Origin of the sequence: Bosea sp. 685, assembly GCF_031884435.1 — a bacterium.
Classification (GTDB): domain Bacteria; phylum Pseudomonadota; class Alphaproteobacteria; order Rhizobiales; family Beijerinckiaceae; genus Allobosea.
The window spans coordinates 1,046,165-1,067,851 of the sequence record NZ_CP134779.1 but is presented as its reverse complement, the minus strand read 5'-3'; the positions used below and the strand labels follow the sequence as shown (position 1 = coordinate 1,067,851).

General features: G+C 65.9%; 23 protein-coding genes. 15 read left to right on the top strand and 8 right to left on the bottom strand.

Annotation, left to right across the window (positions count from 1 at the left end; translation table 11 throughout):
* Window positions 1–131: 131 nt before the first annotated feature.
* From RMR04_RS06095 to RMR04_RS06080, 4 genes are all read left to right on the top strand, one after another.
* Complete coding sequence (locus tag RMR04_RS06095) at window positions 132–920, top strand: inositol monophosphatase family protein (RefSeq protein WP_092167618.1); 789 nt, start codon at window positions 132–134, stop codon at window positions 918–920.
* 87 nt (window positions 921–1,007) lie between these two features.
* The gene (locus tag RMR04_RS06090; protein ID WP_410492203.1) at window positions 1,008–2,021 is read left to right on the top strand and encodes a flagellar motor protein MotA; all 1,014 of its coding nucleotides are present in this window, start codon (window positions 1,008–1,010) and stop codon (window positions 2,019–2,021) included.
* A gap of 55 nt (window positions 2,022–2,076) precedes the next feature.
* Window positions 2,077–3,093 carry a peptidoglycan -binding protein gene (locus RMR04_RS06085; protein ID WP_311913561.1) on the top strand — a complete coding sequence of 339 codons (1,017 nt, stop codon included), beginning with the start codon at window positions 2,077–2,079 and terminating at the stop codon, window positions 3,091–3,093.
* Complete coding sequence (locus RMR04_RS06080) at window positions 3,090–3,410, top strand: c-type cytochrome (protein ID WP_311913560.1); 321 nt, start codon at window positions 3,090–3,092, stop codon at window positions 3,408–3,410. The genes RMR04_RS06085 and RMR04_RS06080 overlap by 4 nt, the downstream gene beginning before the upstream one ends.
* Window positions 3,411–3,445: 35 nt before the next feature.
* Here RMR04_RS06080 and RMR04_RS06075 read toward each other — a convergent pair whose 3' ends face one another.
* Window positions 3,446–4,309: a LysR family transcriptional regulator gene (locus RMR04_RS06075; RefSeq protein ID WP_311913558.1), complete on the bottom strand. Its 864-nt coding sequence runs from the start codon at window positions 4,307–4,309 to the stop codon at window positions 3,446–3,448.
* Between the two features lie 129 nt (window positions 4,310–4,438).
* On the opposite strand from RMR04_RS06075, the gene RMR04_RS06070 reads away from it, so the two are divergent.
* Window positions 4,439–5,305 (top strand): urea carboxylase-associated family protein, encoded by an 867-nt coding sequence (locus RMR04_RS06070; RefSeq protein WP_311913556.1) that lies wholly within the window; start codon window positions 4,439–4,441, stop codon window positions 5,303–5,305.
* A 103-nt stretch (window positions 5,306–5,408) separates the two neighbouring features.
* On the opposite strand, the gene RMR04_RS06065 is transcribed toward RMR04_RS06070, so the two are convergent.
* Window positions 5,409–7,187, bottom strand: a complete 1,779-nt coding sequence (locus tag RMR04_RS06065; RefSeq protein WP_311913555.1) for an ABC transporter transmembrane domain-containing protein — start codon at window positions 7,185–7,187, stop codon at window positions 5,409–5,411.
* A 152-nt stretch (window positions 7,188–7,339) separates the two neighbouring features.
* Between RMR04_RS06065 and rpmE the strand changes: the two genes are divergently transcribed.
* Complete coding sequence (rpmE, locus tag RMR04_RS06060) at window positions 7,340–7,573, top strand: 50S ribosomal protein L31 (RefSeq protein WP_069692997.1); 234 nt, start codon at window positions 7,340–7,342, stop codon at window positions 7,571–7,573.
* A 205-nt stretch (window positions 7,574–7,778) separates the two neighbouring features.
* Window positions 7,779–8,492 (top strand): hypothetical protein, encoded by a 714-nt coding sequence (locus RMR04_RS06055; protein WP_311913554.1) that lies wholly within the window; start codon window positions 7,779–7,781, stop codon window positions 8,490–8,492.
* Window positions 8,493–8,533: 41 nt separating this feature from the next.
* Here RMR04_RS06055 and RMR04_RS06050 read toward each other — a convergent pair whose 3' ends face one another.
* Window positions 8,534–9,064 (bottom strand): protease adaptor protein RcdA, encoded by a 531-nt coding sequence (locus RMR04_RS06050; protein WP_311913553.1) that lies wholly within the window; start codon window positions 9,062–9,064, stop codon window positions 8,534–8,536.
* Between the two features lie 293 nt (window positions 9,065–9,357).
* Window positions 9,358–9,558, bottom strand: a complete 201-nt coding sequence (locus tag RMR04_RS06045; RefSeq protein ID WP_311913552.1) for a DUF1192 domain-containing protein — start codon at window positions 9,556–9,558, stop codon at window positions 9,358–9,360.
* A 190-nt stretch (window positions 9,559–9,748) separates the two neighbouring features.
* Here RMR04_RS06045 and RMR04_RS06040 point away from each other — a divergent pair, with 190 nt between their 5' ends.
* The 3 genes from RMR04_RS06040 to RMR04_RS06030 all read left to right on the top strand — a co-directional run bounded on the left by RMR04_RS06040 (window position 9,749) and on the right by RMR04_RS06030 (window position 12,765).
* Window positions 9,749–10,747 (top strand): NAD(P)H-quinone oxidoreductase, encoded by a 999-nt coding sequence (locus RMR04_RS06040; protein WP_311913551.1) that lies wholly within the window; start codon window positions 9,749–9,751, stop codon window positions 10,745–10,747.
* A 211-nt stretch (window positions 10,748–10,958) separates the two neighbouring features.
* Window positions 10,959–11,681 (top strand): DUF1013 domain-containing protein, encoded by a 723-nt coding sequence (locus RMR04_RS06035; protein WP_311913550.1) that lies wholly within the window; start codon window positions 10,959–10,961, stop codon window positions 11,679–11,681.
* Between the two features lie 196 nt (window positions 11,682–11,877).
* A complete protein-coding gene (locus RMR04_RS06030; protein WP_311913549.1) occupies window positions 11,878–12,765 on the top strand; it encodes an MBL fold metallo-hydrolase in 888 nt (295 codons plus the stop codon).
* Window positions 12,766–12,848: 83 nt separating this feature from the next.
* Here the strand turns inward: RMR04_RS06030 and RMR04_RS06025 are convergent, their stop codons facing one another.
* A complete protein-coding gene (locus tag RMR04_RS06025; protein ID WP_311913548.1) occupies window positions 12,849–14,765 on the bottom strand; it encodes a propionyl-CoA synthetase in 1,917 nt (638 codons plus the stop codon).
* Window positions 14,766–14,955: 190 nt separating this feature from the next.
* Here RMR04_RS06025 and RMR04_RS06020 point away from each other — a divergent pair, with 190 nt between their 5' ends.
* Together RMR04_RS06020 and RMR04_RS06015 are read left to right on the top strand one after the other, a co-directional pair.
* The gene (locus RMR04_RS06020; RefSeq protein WP_311913546.1) at window positions 14,956–15,720 is read left to right on the top strand and encodes a sulfite exporter TauE/SafE family protein; all 765 of its coding nucleotides are present in this window, start codon (window positions 14,956–14,958) and stop codon (window positions 15,718–15,720) included.
* A gap of 103 nt (window positions 15,721–15,823) precedes the next feature.
* Window positions 15,824–17,452 carry an acyl-CoA synthetase gene (locus RMR04_RS06015; protein ID WP_311913544.1) on the top strand — a complete coding sequence of 543 codons (1,629 nt, stop codon included), beginning with the start codon at window positions 15,824–15,826 and terminating at the stop codon, window positions 17,450–17,452.
* A 141-nt stretch (window positions 17,453–17,593) separates the two neighbouring features.
* On the opposite strand, the gene RMR04_RS06010 is transcribed toward RMR04_RS06015, so the two are convergent.
* The 3 genes from RMR04_RS06010 to RMR04_RS06000 form a co-directional block, all read right to left on the bottom strand.
* Window positions 17,594–18,079, bottom strand: a complete 486-nt coding sequence (locus RMR04_RS06010; protein WP_311916069.1) for a YidB family protein — start codon at window positions 18,077–18,079, stop codon at window positions 17,594–17,596.
* A gap of 72 nt (window positions 18,080–18,151) precedes the next feature.
* Window positions 18,152–18,412, bottom strand: coding sequence for a GlsB/YeaQ/YmgE family stress response membrane protein (locus RMR04_RS06005; RefSeq protein ID WP_311913542.1), 261 nt, complete (start codon window positions 18,410–18,412; stop codon window positions 18,152–18,154).
* A gap of 338 nt (window positions 18,413–18,750) precedes the next feature.
* Window positions 18,751–18,939: a YdcH family protein gene (locus tag RMR04_RS06000; protein ID WP_092167646.1), complete on the bottom strand. Its 189-nt coding sequence runs from the start codon at window positions 18,937–18,939 to the stop codon at window positions 18,751–18,753.
* Between the two features lie 494 nt (window positions 18,940–19,433).
* Here RMR04_RS06000 and RMR04_RS05995 point away from each other — a divergent pair, with 494 nt between their 5' ends.
* The 3 genes from RMR04_RS05995 (at window position 19,434) to RMR04_RS05985 (ending at window position 21,448) form a co-directional block, all read left to right on the top strand.
* Window positions 19,434–19,652, top strand: coding sequence for a YdcH family protein (locus RMR04_RS05995; protein WP_069693008.1), 219 nt, complete (start codon window positions 19,434–19,436; stop codon window positions 19,650–19,652).
* Between the two features lie 177 nt (window positions 19,653–19,829).
* Window positions 19,830–20,351 carry a 5-(carboxyamino)imidazole ribonucleotide mutase gene (purE, locus tag RMR04_RS05990; protein ID WP_311913540.1) on the top strand — a complete coding sequence of 174 codons (522 nt, stop codon included), beginning with the start codon at window positions 19,830–19,832 and terminating at the stop codon, window positions 20,349–20,351.
* Complete coding sequence (locus RMR04_RS05985; protein ID WP_311913538.1) at window positions 20,348–21,448, top strand: 5-(carboxyamino)imidazole ribonucleotide synthase; 1,101 nt, start codon at window positions 20,348–20,350, stop codon at window positions 21,446–21,448. The genes purE and RMR04_RS05985 overlap by 4 nt, the downstream gene beginning before the upstream one ends.
* Window positions 21,449–21,687: the final 239 nt, after the last annotated feature.

Sequence of the window (21,687 nt, the reverse complement as noted above, 5' to 3'; positions counted from 1 at the left end):
GTGATTCCATCTGAAATCATCCGGCTCTTGGCTGCTCCTCGGGATGAGGGCTCGGGACGTTCCGGCCAGCTCTTTTACATCTTGATCGGCGCCGCGACGCCGCCGTTCGACTGCTGCACCCTGAGGTATCGATGATCCGCTCCCCCCTGATGACCGTGATGACGGACGCCGTAATGAAGGCATCCCGCTCGCTGAAGCGCGATTTCGGCGAAATCGAGAATTTGCAGGTGCTCGCCAAGGGCCCCGGCGATTTCGTCTCCAAGGCCGACACCAAGGCCGAAGAGATCATCCGCGCCGCGCTGGAGAAGGCCCGCCCCGGCTACGGTTTCGTCATGGAGGAGAGCGGCGTCGTCCACGGCACCGACGAGAGCAACCGCTGGCACATCGACCCGCTCGACGGCACCCACAACTTCCTGCGCGGCATCCCGCACTGGAACATCTCGGTCGCGCTCGAGCGCGACAACCAGTTCATCGCCGGCGTGGTCTATGACGCCGCCAAGGACGAGCTCTTCATCGCCGAGAAGGGCAAGGGCGCCTATGTCAACAACCGCCGCATGCGCGTCTCGGGCCGCCGCGAGCCCGCCGAGATGCTGATCGGCATGGGTGTGCCCCATATCGGCAAGGGCGGGCACCCGCTCTTCCTGCACGAGCTGGGCGCGGTGATGACCCGCTTCGCCAATGTCCGGCGCATGGGCTCGGCCGCGCTCGACATCGCCTATGTCGCGGCGGGCCGCATGGACGCCTATTGGGAACGCGGCCTCAACACCTGGGATTTCGCAGCCGGGGCGGTGATGATCCGCGAAGCCGGTGGCACCTTCGGCACGCTCGACGGCAAGCAGCCGACCAGCGCCAAAGACATCATCTGCGGCAATGAAGTCGGCGAACAGTCGCTGCGCGCCGCGCTCAAGTCGGCAGGCTGACATATATCTTTGCTCTTTCACGCTTGATCCTGGCGGCGCTGGAGGCGACAGTCCCGCAGGCGGCAAGACGTGAACGGAAGACGAAGCATGGCGGATGAGGACATCGCGGCCGAGAAGGTCACGGTCGCAACGATGCGGGAGGAGACCCGCTTTTCGCGTCCGCTGCGCTATGTCATCCGCGCGCTCCTGTTCCTGGCGCTGATCGGCTTCCTCGGCTACATCCTGCAAGGCGGTCTCGCCACCGCCTTCATGACCAATCCCGGCCTGAACGGCCTGATCCTCGGCTCCCTCTTCGTCGGCGTGCTGATCGCGCTGCGCGAGCTCTGGCGCCTTTACAGCGAGGCCCGCGCCGCCACCCGCCTCGCCGCCGCTCCGCTGCAGGCGGAGGTCAAGCGTCATCAGGTCATTGCCCCGCTCAGCGGCGTGCTGCCTCAGCTCGATCGAGGCAGCCTCGCCCCCGCCCAGGCCTCGACTGTTCTGGAATCGATCGCGGTCAGGCTCGATGACGGCCGCGAGGTCCTGCGCTATCTCGCCGGGCTGCTCGTCTTCCTCGGCCTGCTCGGCACCTTCTGGGGCCTGCTCGACACGGTTTCCTCCGTCGGCTCCGTCATCAAGTCGCTGCGCACCGGCGCGGAAGCCGGCGTGCTCTTCGATGAACTCAAGGCCGGGCTCGCCGCCCCGCTCGCCGGCATGGGCCTGTCCTTCTCCTCCTCGCTCTTCGGCATCGCCGGCTCGCTGATCCTCGGCTTCCTGGAGTTGCAGGTCGCCCAGGCCCAGCGCCGTTTCCGCAACGAAATCGAGAGCTGGCTCGGCACACGCACCGCCAGCGCCACTTCGGTCACCGCCTCCCAGCCCTTCGCGGGCGACGCGCTGAATGACCGCTTCGACAAGCTCAGCGCCGCCATGGCCGAGAGCGGAGCCAATAACCGCGCCGCGACCCAGGCGCTCTCCAGTCTCGCCGAGGGCATCCAGGGTCTGGTCCAGCATATGCGCGCGGAGCAGCAGCTCATTCGCGACTGGGTCGAGGCGCAGGCCTCGCGCGAGAAGGACATGAAGCGCCTGATCGAGAGATTGACCGCCGACCACGTCACGGAGCCATGAGCGCGCCGACACGACACGCTCGGAACAACGCCCTGATCAGCAGGAGCCGCTAAGCATGGCCCTTTCCCGCTCCCACCGCCGTGACGAGATCAATTTCTGGCCCGGCTTCGTCGATGCGCTCTCGACGATGCTGATCGGCATCGTCTTCCTGCTCTCGGTCTTCGTGCTTGGCCAGTTCTTCCTGTCGCAGGAGCTGACCGGCAAGGACACCGCGCTCGACCGCCTCAACCGCCAGATCTCGGAACTGACCGACCTGCTCGCGCTGGAGCGCTCTTCGAACCGGCAGGCGCAGGAAAACCTGTCCCTGTTGCAGTCGACGCTCACACGCGAGCAGGGCGAGCGCAGCCGTGTCCAGGGCCTGCTCGCTGCGCAAGCCAGCGACGCCCCGGCCCAGCTCTCCGAGACCCAGAAGGCGCTCGAGAGCGAGAAGCAGCTCTCGGCCCGCGCCCAGGCGACGGTCGATCTGGTCAACCAGCAGATCCTGGCGATGCGCCGGCAGCTCGCGGCGCTGGAGCAGGCGCTCAACGCCTCCGAGACCAAGGACAAGGAATCGCAGGCGCGCATCTCCGAGCTCGGCTCCAGGCTGAACGTGGCGCTGGCCCAGCGCGTGCAGGAACTGGCGCGCTACCGCTCCGATTTCTTCGGCCGCCTGCGCCAGGTGCTCGGCACGCGGCCCGATATCCGCGTCGTCGGCGACCGCTTCGTCTTCCAGTCCGAGGTCTTCTTCGACGCCGGCCAGGCCGTGCTGAAGCCGGAAGGTCGCGGCGAACTCGACAAGCTCGCCGCGATCCTGGTCGATCTCGGCCGCGAAATGCCCCCGGATATTCCCTGGATCCTGCGCGTCGACGGCCATACCGACAACCGCCCAATCCGCTCACCGCAATTCCCTTCGAACTGGAGCCTCTCGACCGCGCGCGCCGTCGCGGTGGTCGAGTACCTGATCACACGCGGCCTTCCCAACGACCGCATCGCCGCGACCGGCTTCGGCGAATTCCAGCCGCTCGACGTCGCCAACAACGACGAGGCCTGGCGCCGCAACCGGCGCATCGAGTTCAAGATCACCGAGCGGTGACGCATCCGCGCCGCCCGCGCTTGCCCAAAGCCCGAAGCTGGGCGCTGCTGCTCTGCCTGGCGGCTGTTCCCGCCGCGGCCGAGCCCCGCACCTCCTCAGTCGAGGGCTGCGCCGCTTGCCATGGCCTGGACGGGATCGCGCGCGATAGCGAAGTGCCGCATCTCGCCGGTCAGAACGAACGTTATCTCGCCAACCAGATGCTGGCCTTCCGCTCCGGCAAGCGCGCCCACAAGGAGATGCGCTTCATGGCCCGCGCCATGTCGCTCGACGAGATCGCAGCGCTCGCCGCCTATTATGCGGCTCTGCCGCCGAGGTAGTTTCCCGATCGGAACACGCAACTTGGAGCAGGATCTCAGCCACGGCTCATGATGACGAGCCAATCGCGCAAGATCGCCGCCTCAGGCGACAAGCCGCCCGCCTCCAGCAGCCAGTACTGCTTGTCCTCGTCGGAGGGCTGCTCGAACAGCGTCGTCAGGCTGCCGCGCTGGAGTTCATCGGCGATGAGCGAGGTCGGGCACAACCCGACGCCCTGCCCGGCAATAACCGAGGCGACCAGGAGGTTGAAGTCAGCAAAGATCGGCCCGCCCCCTATCGGAGCGTTCAGCCCGGCGGCAGCGAACCAGCGCCCCCAGGCGGACTGGGTCTCGTCATGCAGCAGCTCGGCGGCCAGCAGGTCGGACGCCACAGCGAAAGGACCATGCCGGGCCAGGAATTCCGGCGAGCAGGTCGGGCGCGTGGCAGCGCTGAGGATCGCGATCGCGCCCGCACCAGGCCGGGGTCCATGCTGGATCAGCAGATCGACACCAGCCTGCGCAGGCGTTGCAGCATCGAGCGCATAGACCAGGTTGAGCTGGATATCCGGATAAGCTGCTCGGAACAGCGGCAGGCGCGGAATCAGCCAGCGTGTCGTGACCGAGGGCAGGCAGGCCAGACTCACCAGGGTCCGGCGCGTCTTCGCCGCCACCTGCCCCGCCGCAATCGCGATATGGGAGAGGCCGTGCGAGACGGAGCCGCCGAAATCGCGCCCCGCCGCAGTCAGTATAACCCCGCGGGGATGGCGCTCGAACAGCCGCACGCCCAGCCACTGCTCGAGCGCACGCACATGCTGACTGACGGCCGCCGCCGTCAGGTTCAGTTCGCTCGCGGCGCTGGCGAAGCTTTCATGACGGGCAGCCGCCTCGAAGGCGCGCAACCCGCCGAGGGGCGGCAATCTCATCCCATATGGCTAAGCCAGACTTAGCCTTGAGGCAAGAATTCCAATGTTGCTCAAGCCAGTCCATCAGTCATAATTGTTCCTCCCAGGCTCCGGCCGGTGGGAACGAGGCCGTATCGGAGACTACGCAGCATGCCGGATCTCTCCACGACAGCAGCCCCGGCCGATGCCGCCGAGCGGCGCAGCAAGCCCGCAGTGGTGGTCTATCCCAACGCGACTTTGCCCGGCGTCGACATGGCGATGCTGCAGGCCGCGCGGCAAAGCCTGACCAAGCTCGACGAGGTCATCGTTCCGCCCCGCGACGGGCGCGCCTTCCAGGTGCCCAAGGGCCATTTCTTCCGCATCACCAGCATCGAGGGCCCGCAGGTCGGCGACCTCAATCTCTGGAACGCCGACGATCTCTCCGAGCGCTTCTTCAGCGGCAAGACACGGGCCCTGCACGCGACCCATCTCGGCACGGGCGACCGGCTCTGGAGCACCCTGCCCTCATTGCGGCCAATGGCGACGATCACGCATGATACGCTCGGCTGGTATGGCTGGGACGACGATGGCGGCGGCATCCACGACGTCATCGGCACGCGCTGCGACCCCTACACCAACCGGCTCCTCAGCGGCGGCGACTATCATCACTGCTGCCATTCGAACCTCGCCCGCGCGCTTGGCGCCGCCAAGGGCGTCCCGGCGCGCGAGGTCGAGCAGCATGTCCACGACGTGCTCAACGTCTTCATGTGCACCGGCTTCACCCGCGACACGCACCAGTATTTCATGAAGGCGAGCCCGGTCCGCCCGGGTGACTACATTGAGTTCTTCGCCGAGATCGACCTCATCGGCGCGCTCTCGGCTTGCCCCGGCGGCGATTGCAGCGCGAGCCATTCGAGTAACGACGCCGCCTGCTACCCGCTCAAAGTCGAGATCTTCGCGACCGAGCCCGCGCTGCTCACCGGGTGGACATCGCCGGAGCGTAACGCCTATCCGCGCAGCCATGGCGAGAAGGGTTGATCGAACGCGTCATTCTCGGGCTTGCGCCCTGAGAATCTCATGACGAGAAGACACTGGTTTCCGAGATGCTCGGGTCAAGCCCGAGCATGACGCCCAGCCTGCTCTAAGCCGCCTCCAGCCCGAACTGCAGCGCCGCCAGCCGCGCATAGAGCCCGCCTCGCGCCTTGAGTTCGGCATGGGTCCCATCCTCCACGACGCGTCCCTCATCCATCACCAGGATGCGGTCGGCCGAGAGGATGGTGGCGAGGCGGTGGGCGACGACCAGCGTGGTGCGGCCCTGCATCAATCGGTCGAGCGCATCCTGCACTGCCCGCTCGCTCTCGGAATCGAGTGCGCTCGTCGCCTCGTCGAGCAGCAGGATCGGCGCATCCTTCAGCACCGCGCGCGCGATCGCCAGGCGCTGGCGCTGGCCGCCCGAAAGCGTGACGCCGCGCTCGCCGACGATGGTGTCGTAGCCCTGCGGCAGGCTGCGGATGAAGCCGTCTGCGGCAGCAAGCCTGGCCGCGTTCTCGACCTCGGCACGGCTCGCCTGCGGCCGGCCATAGGCGATGTTGTCGGCGACGGAGACGCCGAACACCGTCGGCTCCTGCGGCACCAATGCGAAGCGCTGGCGCCAATCCTCGGGATCAGCTTCGGGCCCGGTAACGCCGTCGACGACGACGCGGCCGCTAGCGGGATCGTAGAAGCGCAGCGCCAATTGCAGCACCGTGCTCTTGCCCGCCCCTGAGGGCCCCACCAGCGCGACGCGCTCGCCCGGCCTGACCTTGAAGCTAAGCGCGTGCAGCGCGGACAGGCTGCGGCCGGGATAGGCAAAGGAGACCTGCTCGAAGGAGAGCTCGCCACGCGACGGCTGCGGCATTGGCCGCGGATTCGGCGGGGCGGCGATGGCGGGCTTCATCGCCAGGATTTCGCCGAGGCGCCCAGCGGCACCGGCAGCAGCCGAGATCTCGCCATAGACCTCCGAGAGCTGGCCGAGCGAGCTGGCCGCCATCACCGCATAGAGGATGAACTGCGACAGCCGCCCGCCGGTCATGCGGCCCTCGAACACCTCGGTCGCGCCGGTCCACAACACCCAGACCACGCTGGCGCTGACCAGGAAGATCGCGACGCCCGAGAGCAGCGCGCGCGAGGCAGTGGCCGAGCGCGAGGCGCCAAAGGCATCGTCCGAGGCGGCTGCGAAACGCGCCGCCGTCTGCTGCGACGCCCCGAAGGATTGCATGGTGCGGATCGCACCGACCGCTTCCGAGGCGAAGGCCGAGGCGTCGGCGAGCCGGTCCTGCGCCGCCCGCGCGCGCCGCCGCACCGAGCGGCCCGACAACACCAGCGGCAGGACGATGACCGGGATGGCGGCAATGACGATGGCCGAGAGCTGCGGGCTGGTGAAGATCATCAGGCCGAGTGCGCCGATGACCATGATACCGTTGCGCAGCGCGATCGAGGCCGTGGAGCCGAAGGTCGACTTGATCTGCGTGGTATCCGCGGTGAGCCGCGACACGAGGTCGCCCGCCCGGCTCGAATCGAAGAAGGCCGGTTCGAGCTTGGTCAGATGCGCGAAGACGTCCGAGCGCAGATCGGCGACGATGCGTTCGCCCACCGTCATGACGAGGTAGAAGCGCGCCGAGCTCGCCAGCGCCAGGATCGCGACGATGCCGACGAGGACGAGGAAATAGCTGTTGGCCATTCGCTGCTCGCCGCCGGAAAAGCCGACATCGATGACGCGGCGCACCGCCAGCGGCAGGATCAGCGTTGCCGCCGAGGCAACGACCAGCGCCAGCAGGGCGAGCCCGATCCGACCCTTCTGGGCCAGCGCATAAGGCCAGAACGAGGAGAGCGAACGGAAATCAGGCCTCGGTTTGGTATCGTCTTTATCGGCTTCGGCCACGCGTCTTTATCCTGTCATGCTTGCACTGTCGGCCCGCCTGCGCTATGGCGCTGGCGACTTCACAGACAGGCTCATACGAAATTATTCGACGGGCCGACTATCCATGCCCGCTGATCGAGGCAGGCCCGTTTCTATCGATTGAGGATTTCGCCATGAAGACCGGCATCCATCCCGACTACCACACCATCAAGGTCGTCATGACCAATGGCACGGAATACTTCACCCGTTCGACGCTCGGCAAGGAGGGGGACACCCTCAATCTCGACATCGATCCCACGACCCACCCGGCCTGGACCGGCGGCACGCAGCACATGCTCGACCGCGGCGGCCGCGTTTCGCGCTTCAATTCGCGCTTTGGCGCGTTCGGCGCTCTCGGCAAGAAGTGATTTGGCGGCGATCGGTTCCGATCGCCCCTGATCTAAATCAAAAAGGCCCGGCCGATTCGGCCGGGCCTTTTTGCGTTTCGGCGGCGATTGGTCGCGCCTGTGATCTCGGCTTCGAAGCTGGTTCGAGCCTCTTTTGGCCAATGACAGGGATGCAGAGTCGGCGCTAACGTGCCCTTCTCCGCAAACAGAGGCCGATCAGGTACCAATGACGACTCGGCGCGGTAATGCTGTAAGATCGAACCGCGAAGGGCCTTTCTCGGTGTTCGAGCCGGCCTCCTGTGACGCAACTCAGGCGCTGGGCTTCGACTTTCCAACACCTGGTGAAGAACTTCTCTGGGTTGGGCGCCCACATGTCGGCGCTTACATCAGGGCCCGCCTGATCGGCTCATATTTCTTCGCCTGTATCGGTATCACAACCTTGCTCGCCTTCATCCGGTTCACGCCAGCGCTAGTCGCAATGGCTCTAATTGCCCTCCTTTTGGTCTTAGCCATCGTGCTGTGGGAAGCGCGCCGAATAATCTACGTCGCGACGGACGCGAAGCTCCACGTTCTTTATCCAAGACTGAGCCTCAACCCGTTCGCCAAGACCGGCAATTTCGGCATCCATTCCGATTTGGCGATAGAGCCGGACAGGATCGAATTTCTAAAGGTCCACATCGAGCCTAGCGGCGTTGGCAGCGTCTATTTCACACGCCGACCGCTTGTCGAAATGGCGCCTCTCTTCGGTAAGGTTGTTGGGATGCCTCTTCCACCCAAGGAGCGTGAACGGGAGTTCGAAACGATGACAAAAACCAGCCGCGGCTGGTTTCCACCCTGCTCGATCCTTCCTTGGTCCTGGCACAACGCCCTGTTCGGCGTGGTAGAGCCAGAGCGCGTGGCAAGCGTACTGGCACACATTCGCCAGACCGCCGCGCACTGAGCGCCTGCTTAAACTTCGACGCTACAGAGGTTTCGATAAGCTCAGCGGCCAAGCCCCAGCCGCGCCTGCAGGTTGGCGAGCTGGTCCTGCACCGGATTGGCCTGCTCGCGGGCAAGGCCCGCGCCGGACATCTGGCCTTCGAGATGGCGGATGCGCTCCTGCAGGCGGACCGAATGCGCCATCAGGTCGCGCAGCGCCTGCGGCAGGCGAGCCACTTCGTCATGGGCCGGCTGCCCCGCAGCGTCGGACATCCTGACCTTGTTGTTCTCGGCGCGGGCCTGCTCGGCCGTCATCTCGCCTTCGGCGACTGCGCGCTGGACCAGGAGCCAGGAGGCGATCTGCATCAATCGTGTCGTCAGGCGCATGCTCTCGGTGGCGTAGGTCAGCGCGACATCGCGCGGCAAAGCCGCCGACTCGGCGCGCCCATCGCCATCGAGATAGGACGCCGTCTGCTCGACCAGCCCCATGCCCTCGCGGAACAACAGCATGAAGGCGTCTGATTTGACGAAACCGCGAGCAAAGGAGATCGCCCCAGCGTCAACCTGCGGCTCCAGCATCAGCACATCGTTCATCGCGGTGTTCCCCTTCGGCACAACAGCGTTCGCATCAGGGACGCGGCAACGCTTCAGGCCGACAACACCGCAAGGATAACGCCGAAGCGCGATCAAGGCTGCGGTAAGATTGGGTTAACCTTAACGGGATAATGCAGCTGAAAAAAGAGCCGCCCTTGGGCGGCTCGAAGGTCAACAGGGAGGCGTCAAACAGAGTGGGCAGGAGCCACTCGACATCCAGACAAACTGGACAATGCGATTCATACTTTGGAATCGTTAAGAGATCCTTAATGACGCAAGGGCAGAAGACCGGCTCAATCCGGTTTGCGGAAGAAGGCGTCGGCCGCCGAGCGCGAAGCATCCTTCTTGGCCCGGGCCTCCGCCAGCCGCGCGATCTCGGCCTTCAGCGCTTCGACGCGCAGGTCGATCTCGGCCAGCGACAGCATCGAAAGATCCTGCCCGATCTCGTGCACGGATTTCGGCTTCGGGCGGTCATCCTCTGGAAAGATCGACATGGCGGCCTCACATTCGACAACTCGACGGCGGCGCAGAGTAGAGCATCGGCTGCGAAAAGTGGGAACCGGTTTTCGGGACAAGCCGATGCGAGATCAGATCACGACAGCAACTCCACTTTCGGCTGGCGCGCCGGCCGGCACGTCGCTCACAACCCCTCGCCTCAGCTCTTTCCTACAGGACCGGAACGCCATGACCGCCTTGCCCCAGACGATGACCGCGATCGGCTTCGAAGCTCCGGGAGGCCCCGAGGTTCTCCAGGCGCAGAAGCGGCCCCTGCCGCAGCCGGGGCGCGGCGAGGTGCTGGTCGCGGTCGCAGCCGCCGGCATCAACCGTCCTGACGTGCTCCAGCGGCTAGGCGGATACGCGCCGCCGCCTGGCGCCTCGGATATTCCCGGCCTCGAGATCGCCGGTACGATCGTCGCGCTCGGCGAGGGGGCCAGCCGCTTCAAGCTCGGCGACATGATCTGCGGTCTCGTCGCCGGCGGCGGCTATGCCGAGTATGCCGTGGTCCATGAGAGCAATGCGCTGCCCGTGCCGGCCGGGCTTTCGCTCATCGAGGCGGCCGCCATCCCTGAGACCTATTTCACCGTCTGGACCAACGTCTTCCAGCGCGGCCGCCTGCAGGCCGGTGAGAGCTTCATGGTCCATGGCGGGACATCGGGCATCGGCACCACCGCGATCCAGCTCGCCAAGGCCTTTGGCGCAACGGTGCTGGCGACCGCGGGCTCCACGGAGAAATGCCAGGCCTGCCGCAACCTCGGCGCCGACCATACGATCAATTACCGCGAGCAGGATTTCGTCGCGGCGGCCAAGGAGGCAACCGGCGGGCGCGGCGTCGATCTTATCCTCGACATGGTCGGCGGCGACTATATCAACCGCAATTACGACGCAGCCGCCGAGAGCGGCCGTATCGTCCAGATCGCCTTCCTCAACGGCCCGAAGGCGGAGGTCGACTATCGCAGGCTGATGATGAAGCGCCTGACCCATACCGGCTCGACGCTGCGGCCGCGCAGCATTGCGGAAAAGGCCGGGATCGCAGCCGAGCTCGAGGCCAAGGTCTGGCCGCTGATCGAGGCCGGGCGCTGCAAGCCGGTGATCCACGCGACCTTCCCGCTCACGGAGGCCGCCGCCGGCCACGCGCTGATGGAAAGCAATGCCCATATCGGCAAGATCGTGCTGACGGTTTGAGGCCCATCGTCATTGCGAGCGCAGCAAAGCAATGACGGGGCGGCTCACGCTTTTCATGGACACCCGCCCCGGCTTTGCCTATAAGCCGCGCCATCCTGTTCATCGTCGATGATTTGGATGGCCGGCCGAAGAGGCCGGTCTGCGCATGAGAGCTATTGTCCGCGACGCTGACCCGGTCTGAGACCGGCTTTCGAGATTCAGGAGACGTCCCGTGTCGAATCCCCCGCTGATGCCGAAGGCCACCGCGGTCTGGCTGGTCGAGAACACGTCCCTGACCTTCGAGCAGATCGCCGAGTTCTGCAAACTCCACCCGCTCGAAGTGCGCGGCATCGCCGATGGCGAAGTCGCCGCCGGCATCAAGGGCCTCGACCCGATCACCTCCGGCCAGCTCACCCGCGAGGAGCTCGAGCGCGCCGCCAAGAACCCGAGCCACCACCTCAAGCTCGCCGAGCGCAGGGTGAAGGTGCCGGAGATGAAGAAGTCCAAGGGGCCGCGCTACACGCCGGTCTCCAAGCGCCAGGACCGCCCCAATGCGATCCTCTGGCTGCTGCGCAACCACCCCGAACTCAAGGACGCGCAGGTCATCCGCCTGATCGGCACGACCAAGTCGACCATCGCCCAGATTCGCGACCGCACCCACTGGAACGCCCAGACCCTGTCGCCGATCGATCCCGTCAGCCTCGGCCTGTGCTCGCAGATCGATCTCGACTTCGAGGTCGGCCGCGCCGCCAAGGACCGTCCCGCCGCGATCGCCGAAATCGGCTCGACCCTGCTCCCCGCCGAAGAGACGACCGCGCCGGCGCCCGCGCTCAATCAGACCTTCGCCGATATGGGCAAGCCGAAGCGCCAGGAAGAAGAGGCCATCGACGTCGATTCGGTCTTCTCCAAGCTGAAGCAGCTCAAGCGCCCGGCCGAGGACGACGAGGAAGACTGAGACCTCTCCTGCCCCGCACCAGGCGGCGGCGGGTTCAGGAGACGGCCGCACGAAGAGCCCCACGGCGCAATCCAGCGCCGGGAGGTTCGCCGACCACCGCTGAATTCAACGTAAAGCTGTATAACACACAAGCCGAAACGGAATGCATCCGCGTGGCCGGCTTGCGGAGATGCGCACCGCCTGACAGCCTCGCGCCATGACGGATCACAGACTAGCCTTCACCTTCCTCGGCAGCGGCGCACCGCCGGTCAGCCTGCGCCGCGCCGGCCCCTCGCATCTCATCGAGGCGGCGGGGCGCAAACTACTGGTCGATTGCGGCTCGGGCGTCAGCCAGCGCCTTGTCGCCGCCAGCCACCGGGGCGCCGATATCGACCTGCTCATCGTCACCCATGAGCATTCCGACCATCTCGTCGACTTCTACCAGCTCGTCGTCTCCTCCTGGCATCAAGGCCGCAACCGGCCCTGGCGCGTCCTGGCCCCGACCCCGGCGCTCGCCAATATGCGCGCGCAATACGAGGCCTTCGCCCGTGAGCGCGCCCTGCGCATTGCCTTCGAGAAACGCCCTGACGCCACGGGGCTGGAGGTCATCTTCGAGGAGTTGCGCGAGGGGATCGTTTCCGGCCTCGGCGACCTCGCGATCGAGGCCTTCCTCGTCGATCACAAGCCGGTTGAGCCGGCCTTCGGGCTTTCCTTTTCCCGTGGCGATAGCCGCATCGTCTTCTCCGGCGATACGCGGTTGACGCCATCGCTGGAAAAGGCGGCACAGGGCTGCGACCTGCTCGTCTGCGAGGTCTTCATCGCCAGCCAGATGCCGGTCGTCGCGGGCGTCCGTTCCGCCGAGACCGTCGCCTCGGTCCAGAGCTACCACATGACGCCGGAGGTGGTGGCGGGGCTGGCGCTGCGCTCGGGCGCAAAAACGCTGGCGCTGACCCATCTCGTGCCACCCGCCGCCGACACCGCTGCGCTCGCCCGCGAGATCAGGGCGGCAGGCTATGCCGGTGCGCTGGTCGTCGGCGAGGATCTGATGCGGCTGGAGTGGCCGGAGCGGCTCTTGAGCTGGAATGGGGCAACGATCGGGTTTTGACTGTCATCCCGGGGGGTGCCCTCGGGTCAGACCTTCGGTCGGCCCAAGGATAAACTCCGCGAAGAACCCGGAATGACACGCCCCTACCCCAGTCCCCTGCCCTTCAAGGCAAGCCCAATCTCGCCCAGCACGGCCGCATCCTCGATTGTCGCAGGCATGGCGTAATCCTCGCCATCGGCGATCTTCTTCATCGTGGCGCGCAGGATCTTGCCCGAGCGCGTCTTCGGCAACCGGTTGACGGTCAAGGCCAGCTTGAAAGCCGCCACCGGGCCGATCCTGTCGCGTACCAACGCGACCAGCTCCCGCTCGACCTCGGCCGGGCTTTGGGTCACGCCAGATTTCAGCACGACGAAGCCGCAGGGCTGCTCGCCCTTGAGCGCATCCTTGATGCCGACCACGGCGCATTCCGCCACGGCTGGATGCGAGGCCAGCACCTCCTCCATGCCGCCGGTCGAGAGCCGGTGGCCGGCGACATTGATGATGTCGTCGGTGCGGCCCATGATGAAGACATAGCCGTCGGCATCGATGAAGCCGGCATCCGAGGTGTTGTAATAGCCGGGAAAAGCCGCGAGATAGCCTTCCCTGAAGCGCTCGTCATCCTGCCACAGCGTTGGCAGCGCGCAGGGCGGCAGCGGTAGCTTGACCACGATCGCCCCCATCGTCCCGGCTGGTGCGGGCCGGCCGCCCTCGTCGAGGCATTGCACGTCGTAACCCGGCAGCGGCACGGTCGGTGATCCATGCTTGATCGGCAGCAACTCCAGGCCGATCGGGTTGCCGACGATGCAGGAGCCGGTCTCGGTCTGCCACCAATGATCGATCACCGGAACCTTCAGGATCTCCTCCGCCCATTTCAGCGTATCGGGATCGGCACGCTCGCCGGCCAGGAACAACGCCCGGAAATGCGACAGGTCGTGGCCGGCAAGATGCTTCGCCTGCGGATCCTCCTTGCGGATCGCCCGGAAGGCGGTGGGCGCGGTGAAGAGCGCGACCGCCTTGTGCTCGGCGATGGCCCGCCAGAACGCACCGGGATCGGGCGTGCCGACCGGCTTGCCCTCGTAGAGAACAGTCGTCGCTCCCTGCAGCAGCGGCCCGTAGACGATATAACTGTGGCCAACGACCCAGCCGACATCGGAGGCGGTGAACATCACCTCGCCGGGCCGCACGTCGTAGAGATTGTCCATCGTCCATTTCAACGCGACCATATGGCCGCCATTGTCGCGCACCACGCCCTTGGGGCGGCCCGTCGTGCCGGAGGTGTAGAGCACATAGAGCGGGTCGGTCGCGGCAACCTCGACGCACTCCGCCTTGCGGCCGGCGGCCTTGGCGGCGGCCGTCAGCGTGCGCCAGTTCCTGTCGCGGGCGACATGCATCGAGGCGTCGGCCTGCGGCCGCTGCAGCACGAGGCAATGCTGCGGCTTGTGATCGGCGAGGTCGATCGCGGCGTCGAGCAGCGGCTTGTATTCGACGACGCGGCTCGGCTCGATGCCGCAGGTCGCCGTCAGGATGAGCTTGGGCGTCGCGTCGTCGATGCGCGTCGCCAGCTCCTTGGCCGCGAAGCCGCCGAACACGACCGAATGCACCGCCCCGATCCGGGCGCAGGCGAGCATGGCAAAGGCCGCCTCCGGGATCATCGGCATGTAGAGGATAACGCGATCGCCCTTGCCGACGCCGAGATCCTGCAGAACGGCGGCAAGCGTCGCGACCTCGTCGAGCATCTGCGCGTAGGTGTAGGTCGCCTTCGTGCCGGTGACCGGGCTGTCATAGATCAGCGCCGCCTGCTCGCCCCGGCCGTCGCGGACATGGCGGTCGAGCGCATTGAAGCAGGTGTTGCAGCTCGCATCGGGGAACCAGCGACCATAGGCCCCTTGCATCGCGTCAAAAATCGCCTTGGGCGGCTTGATCCATTCGACAGCCTGGGCGGCCTGCGCCCAGAATCCTTCCGGATCGACCCGCCAGCGCGCATAGGTCTCGGCATAGCCGCTTGCATGCGGGGCATTCATGGAACGCGTATCCTCTTCGCCCTGTTCTGGCCTACACCCCGCGGACCAACCGGCAGCGGCGGAGGCTCATTTTGGGCGGGATCGTGAGCATTCGCCCCCTCTGGCGCAAGCGTCTGGCCGTCAGACTTTCGCCCAGCAATGGATGCCTCGCGCAATCCTTGCGCCACGCCGAGGCGAGCGCCCCGAACCCATGATCCTCGACCCTGCCTTCTTCGCCGCCATGGTGCCCGCCGTCATCCTGATGGGCCTGTCGAAAGGCGGCTTCTCGGGGCTCGGCCTGTTGTCCTTGCCCTTGATGGCCCTCGTCGTCTCGCCGGTCCAGGCGGCCGCGATCATGCTGCCGCTGCTGATCTCGCAAGATGTGGTGACGGTCTGGTCCTATCGCCGCGAATTCGATCGCCGCAATCTCGCGACGCTGCTGCCCGGTGCGCTGCTCGGCATTCTCGCCGGCTATCTGCTGGCGGCGAAGGTCTCGGACGCGGCCGTCGGCCTCGCGATCGGCCTGATCTCGATGGGTTTTGCGCTGCGCCGCATGCTGAGCGACGGCAAAGCGGCAGCGCCGGTGAAACGGGCGAGCTACCTCGCCGGCTCGTTCTGGGGCGCGCTTTGCGGCTTCGCCAGCATGATCGCCCATGCCGGTGGCCCACCCTTCCAGATCTACGTCATGCCACAGCGCCTGGCCCCTGCCGTCTTCGTCGGCACGGGCGCGATCTTCTTTGCCATGCTCAACCTGATCAAGCTCGGCCCCTATCTCGCGCTCGGCCAGTTCACCCCGGCAAACCTCACCGCCTCGGCAGCGCTGTTCCCGGTCGCGATCGTCTCGACCGTCGCCGGCGTCTGGCTGGTGCGCCGCGTTCCGGCCGAGCGCTTCTACACGATCATCTACTGGCTGCTGCTCGCGGTCGGGGGCAAGCTCGTCTTCGACGGCGTGCGCGGGCTGCATTTGCTGGGCTGAAGCCTACGCCGATTGCGCCCTCTCGGAAAAAGGGATGGATTACCCGCAAGGCCCGCAGAGGCTAAGGCTGTCGTGTCGCACGGCCGAGGGAGACGACACCATCATGACCATCAGCGCCTACGACACCGACCTCGACCGCAACCCGGCGAATTTCCAGCCGCTGACGCCCTTGACCTTCCTGGAGCGGGCCGCAAGCGTCTTCCCCGAGCAGGTCGCGATCATCCATGGCCCGCTGCGCCGCAGCTACGCCGAGTTCTACGCCCGCTCGCGCCGCCTCGCCTCGGCGCTGCAGAAGCACGGCATCGGCAAGAACGACACCGTCGCAGCCATGCTGCCCAACACGCCCGCCATGCTCGAATGCCATTACGGCGTGCCGATGTGCGGGGCCGTGCTGAACACGCTGAACACCAGGCTCGATGCCGCGATTATCGCCTTCTCGCTCGACCATGGTGAGGCCAAGGTCGTGATCGCTGACCGCGAATTCTCCAGGACGGTCAAAGAGGCGCTGGCGCTGTGCACGGTGAAGCCGCTCGTCATCGATTATGACGACCCGGTCTATGACGGGCCCGGCGAGCGTGTCGGGACGGTCGAGTACGAGGACTTCCTCGCGACCGGCGACGCCGATTTCGCCTGGGCGATGCCATCAGACGAATGGGACGCGATCGCGCTGAACTACACCTCCGGCACCACCGGCGACCCCAAGGGCGTGGTCTACCATCATCGCGGCGCGAGCCTGCTCGCCACCTCGAACGTCATCACCGGCGGCATGGGCAGGCACCCGGTCTATCTCTGGACGCTGCCGATGTTCCACTGCAATGGCTGGTGCTTTCCCTGGACGATCTCGATCCTGGCTGGCACCCATGTCTGCCTGCGCCAGGTCCGCGCCAAGGCGATGTATGACGCGCTCGCCGACCACCACGTCACCCATCTCTGCGGCGCGCCGATCGTGATGTCGACGCTGCTCAATGCCCGGCCGGAGGAGCAGCGCAACTTCCCACAGAAGGTCGCCTTCTTCACTGCCGCGGCCCCGCCCCCCGAGGCCGTGCTCGGCGCGATGAAGCAGGCCGGCTTCGAGGTCACCCATCTCTACGGCCTGACCGAATGCTACGGCCCGGCAGTCGTCAACGAATGGAACCGGGACTGGGACGCATTGCCGGCCTCCGATCAAGCGACGCTGAAGGCGCGTCAGGGCGTCCGTTACCCGGCGCTGGAAAGCCTCGACGTGCGCGATCCCGAGACGATGGAGCCCATGCCCCATGACGGCACGACGCTGGGCGAGGTCATGATGCGCGGCAATGTCGTGATGAAGGGCTATCTCAAGAACCCGAAGGCGACCAAGGCGGCCTTCGAAGGCGGCTGGTTCCACACTGGCGATCTCGGCGTGCGCTATGCCGACGGCTATATCCAGCTCAAGGACCGCTCCAAGGACATCATCATCTCGGGCGGCGAGAACATCTCCTCGATCGAGGTCGAGGACGCGCTCTACAAGCACCCGGCCGTGCAGACGGCAGCCGTGGTGGCCAGGCCCGACGAGAAATGGGGCGAGACCCCTTGCGCCTTCATCGAACTCAAGCCGGGACAGAGCGTGACCGAGGCCGAGATCATCGCCTGGTGCAAGGGCCTGCTAGCCTCGTTCAAATGCCCGCGCAGCGTGGTCTTCATCGAGGTGCCCAAGACCTCGACGGGCAAAATCCAGAAGTTCAAGCTACGCGAAATGGCGCGCGCGCTCTGACTCTGCGCTGCCTCTATCGCAGCGCTGCAAGCCAAACCCCTCCGTTCGGCCGGAACCAGCCGAACGGACAAAAAGTCGCATCAGAGCAACAGGCAGAAAAGCCCTGCCCGCGAAGCGGCGCCCGCCTCGATCAATGGCGCTTTAAGCGGGGGAGCGGCTGAGGCTGCCATCGGGCGTGTAGCGATCGACCGCCTCCGGGAGCACCTTCGCGAGTCGTTCCAACAGCTCCGCGCGCGACAGCCCGGTCTGACGCGCGATCGCGTCAAGAGCCTCCGGCCCGAGAGCCTGCTCCAGATCACCCGGCGCGACCGCCTTGTTGGGGCCCGGCTGCACCCAGGAATCGGCCTTGTCGCCTTGTCCCGCCTGTTTGAAGCGGTCGACGAGCTCGCCCAGCCCGCTATTGAGCACCGCTCCGGCGCCGCCGGCACCCAGCAGGCCGCCGAGACTGCCCAGAAGGCCGCCATACCCCGAAGGCGCGGCTCCGGCCTGCCCCTGCTGCGGCACTGGGACTTGCTTGGCGTCAGGAACTTGTCCGGCCTCAGGCTGGCCTCGCCCGCCAAGCCATTCGGCGATCTTGTCGCGGTTCTGGTAGCCGGCGACGGCAAGTAGTCCGAGAAGAGCGGTCATCGACGGAAAGCCGCCGCTGCTGTTGTCATCACTCACGGCACGAACTCCTGTTTCGGGATGAGAACGCTGCGATCAGACAGCGCGATTGCGGCCACTGACCATGCCCCAGACCAGAAGCACGACGATCGCACCGACGATGGCACCGATCAGCCCCGCCCCCTGGCCCGGCGCGTACCAGCCGAGCGACTGGCCGAGATAAGTCGCGACGAAAGCCCCGATGATGCCGAGGATCGTCGTCAGCACGAAGCCCGAAGGCTCGTTCGGGCCTGGCATGATGAATTTTGCGACGATGCCGGCGATGAAACCGACGATGATGGTCCAGACGATACCCAAGACAGCCTCCCTCGCTCCCACACGCCCCCTTCAACATCTGATGCAGAAAGAAGTTCCGGCCTTCCCGCACTTCGCCTGCTGAGATTGACCGGCATGCCGGAACGGCCTTTCCCACCGGGCTTCGCCAATGAAAAACCGGCCCCTCTCGGGGCCGGCCTGATCTGATGAAATAGAATCTCCAGAACGGGTCGCTAGAGCAGGATGCGAAAAAGTGGGAACCGGTTTTTCGCGTCGATCCTGCTCTCACTTTTTGATGAGAGCATCAGCCCGAAAAGTGGGAACCGGTTTTCGGAGCAAGCTGATGCATCATCAAAGCTGTGACGGCCCGCCTTAGGCCCTCAATGCAGAGTTCGGTCCGGCATCGTCTGCCGCACCCGCTCGATCTCTTCCTTCAGCATCAACTTCTTGCGCTTCAACTCGACCACACTGAGATCGTCCGAGGACGGGCTCGATACGGCCTGCGCGATGGCTTCTTCGAGTTGACGATGCTTCCGTTCGAGCTCGACGAGATGGGTCTGCAGCGACATCTGGATCCTCCTGATGAGCGGTTGACGAGACAGTCTGACACAGAGCCGGCTTCACGTCTGCGGGGCAATCTCGCACCGCACCATGAGATTCTGTGATCGTGAATGGCCTCTGTCTCGGAAGGCGCGAATATGATGCGCTCCTGCCTCCGCCGCAGGCTCCCCGCTCTTGCGGCGCGCGCGGCGTCTCAGCATAGTCGCCCCCGATTGCGGCGATCACGAGATGGACTAGAGCTCCTGACAGGGCCTGAGGCGATCTCGATGGGTTTTGGAGGAGTCGAATGCCAGGAGAAGCGCGCAGCCGATACCGTTGGTATCGGCGAGCAGATCTCGACGCCGCAGACGGCCCTCCAAAACCCGCCTTCGGCGCCGGGAGTTCGCCTGCCCGCGGCGTCGCGCCGCTTGCCGATACCAACGGTATCGGCTTCACGTCGCTCCTGGCGGATCAAACGAATTGCCGGCGTCGAGACCGCCTCAGGCCCTGTCAGGAGCTCTTAATGGGATTCGAGCTCAGCCCTGACGAGGTCGAGGCCTTCACCACGGAACTGGCGCGACTGCGCGAGGAGCATCGCGACCTCGACAGCGCCATCGACGCGCTGGAGCGGGTCGGCGCAGTCAACCAGATCCAGGTGCAGCGCCTGAAGAAGCGCAAGCTCTATCTGAAGGATCGCATCGCCCAGATCGAGGACGCTTTAACCCCCGATATCATCGCCTGAGCAAGGATAATGGCGATTCGCCGCTTGCTTCCGCAGCGTTGCGTGGTCTAGATCGCGCGCTTCCTTGTCCTCGGAGCAGGATGCCGAGCCGAAGGTCCGCCCTAGCGAAAAGCGGATCCCGGTTTTCGGGTAACATCAGGCTCTTTCTGCCGCGAAGTTCCGGAAGCGATCCGTTTCATGGCCCAGACCAGCCCCGCCGTCGCCATCATCATGGGCAGCCAGTCCGACTGGGCGACGATGCGCCATGCCGCCGAGACGCTGGACGCGCTCGCCATCACCTATGATGCGCGCATCGTCTCCGCCCATCGCACGCCCGACCGGATGTTCACCTTCGCCCGTGGCGCCAAGGCCGAAGGCTTCAAGGTGGTGATCGCAGGCGCCGGCGGCGCAGCTCATCTGCCGGGCATGACCGCCTCCCTGACCCCCCTGCCCGTCTTCGGCGTACCTGTCGAATCCAAGGCATTATCGGGCCAGGACAGCCTGCTCTCGATCGTGCAGATGCCGGCCGGCATCCCGGTCGGCACGCTCGCCATCGGCCGCGCCGGCGCGATCAACGCCGCTCTCCTCGCCGCTGCCGTGCTCGCACTCAGCGACGAGGCGCTCGCTAAGCGCCTCGACGCCTACCGCGCCCGCCAGAGCGCCGCGATCGCCGAGCATCCGGTGAAGGACGAGACGCGCCCCGCGAAGGACGAAAAATGAGCACGCCCGATTCCAGCGGCCTTGCGCCCGGCGCCATGCTCGGCATCCTGGGCGGCGGCCAGCTCGCCCGCATGCTCGCGCTCGCCGCCGCCGATCTCGGCATCCGCGCCCATATCTTCGCGCCGGAGCCCGACAGCCCGGCCTTCGACGTCGCGGCCCGCCATACCGTCGGCGACTATGAGGATGAAGCTGCGCTGGCGCGCTTCGCCGATGCGGTCGACGTCGTGACCTATGAATTCGAGAACGTGCCGGCCGCGACCGCAGCCTTCCTCGCCGCCCGCACACCGCTGCACCCCGGAGCGCGCGCGCTCGCGGTGACGCAGGACCGGCTCAGTGAGAAGAGCTTCGTCGCGGGCCTGGGCCTGACTGTGGCGCCGTTCCGCGCCGTCGATTCGCTGGCTGATCTCGAAGCCGCCGTCACCGATCTCGGCCGCCCCAGCATCCTGAAGACGCGACGCTTCGGCTATGACGGTAAGGGTCAGGTCAAGATCGCCGCCGGAAGCGACCTTGCGGAAGCTTATGAGGCGATCGGCCATTTCTCCGCGATTCTGGAAGGCTTCGTGCCCTTCACGCGCGAGGTTTCGGTCGTCGCCGCGCGCGGCTCCGACGGTGCATTCGCCGCCTTCGACGTCTGCGAGAACGAGCATCGCGACCATATCCTCGCCTTCACTCGCATACCGGCACAGCTTTCACCGAACACTGGCGCGGCCGCCATCGCAGCCGCGCGCCAGATCGGCGACGCGCTGGGCTATATCGGCGTCTTCGCGGTCGAGATGTTCGTGGTCGGCGAGGGCGCGGCCGAGCGCGTGATCGTCAACGAGATCGCCCCGCGCGTGCATAATTCCGGACATTGGACCAGCGAGGGCGCGCAGACCTCGCAATTCCACCAGCATGTCCGGGCCGTCTGCGGCTTCCCGCTCGGCTCGGCGGCCCGGCGCGGCCGCGTCGAGATGGAGAATCTGATCGGCGATGCGGCCTTGCGCTGGCGCGATCTCCTGGCCGAGCCCGGCGCGCATCTGCATCTCTACGGCAAGCGCGACGCCCGTCCGGGCCGCAAAATGGGCCATGTCACGCGGGTCACACCCGAAAAAGCCTGAACCCGAGCAGGATGCGAAAAACCGGGCACCGGTTTTTCGCATTGAACCTGCTCTCACTTTTGGATGAGAGGCGGATTCAGATTTCAGAGTGCAAAGCCGCGCGAAGCCCGATTTTCCCAGCATTTTCGCTGCATCGCGGCGTGGACAGCCGGATTGATTTCTGTTATCCGCACGATCCTTCGAGCGACCTGCTTGGCAGGCCCGCTCGCCCGACTTTTTAGACCAACCCGCTAAAGACG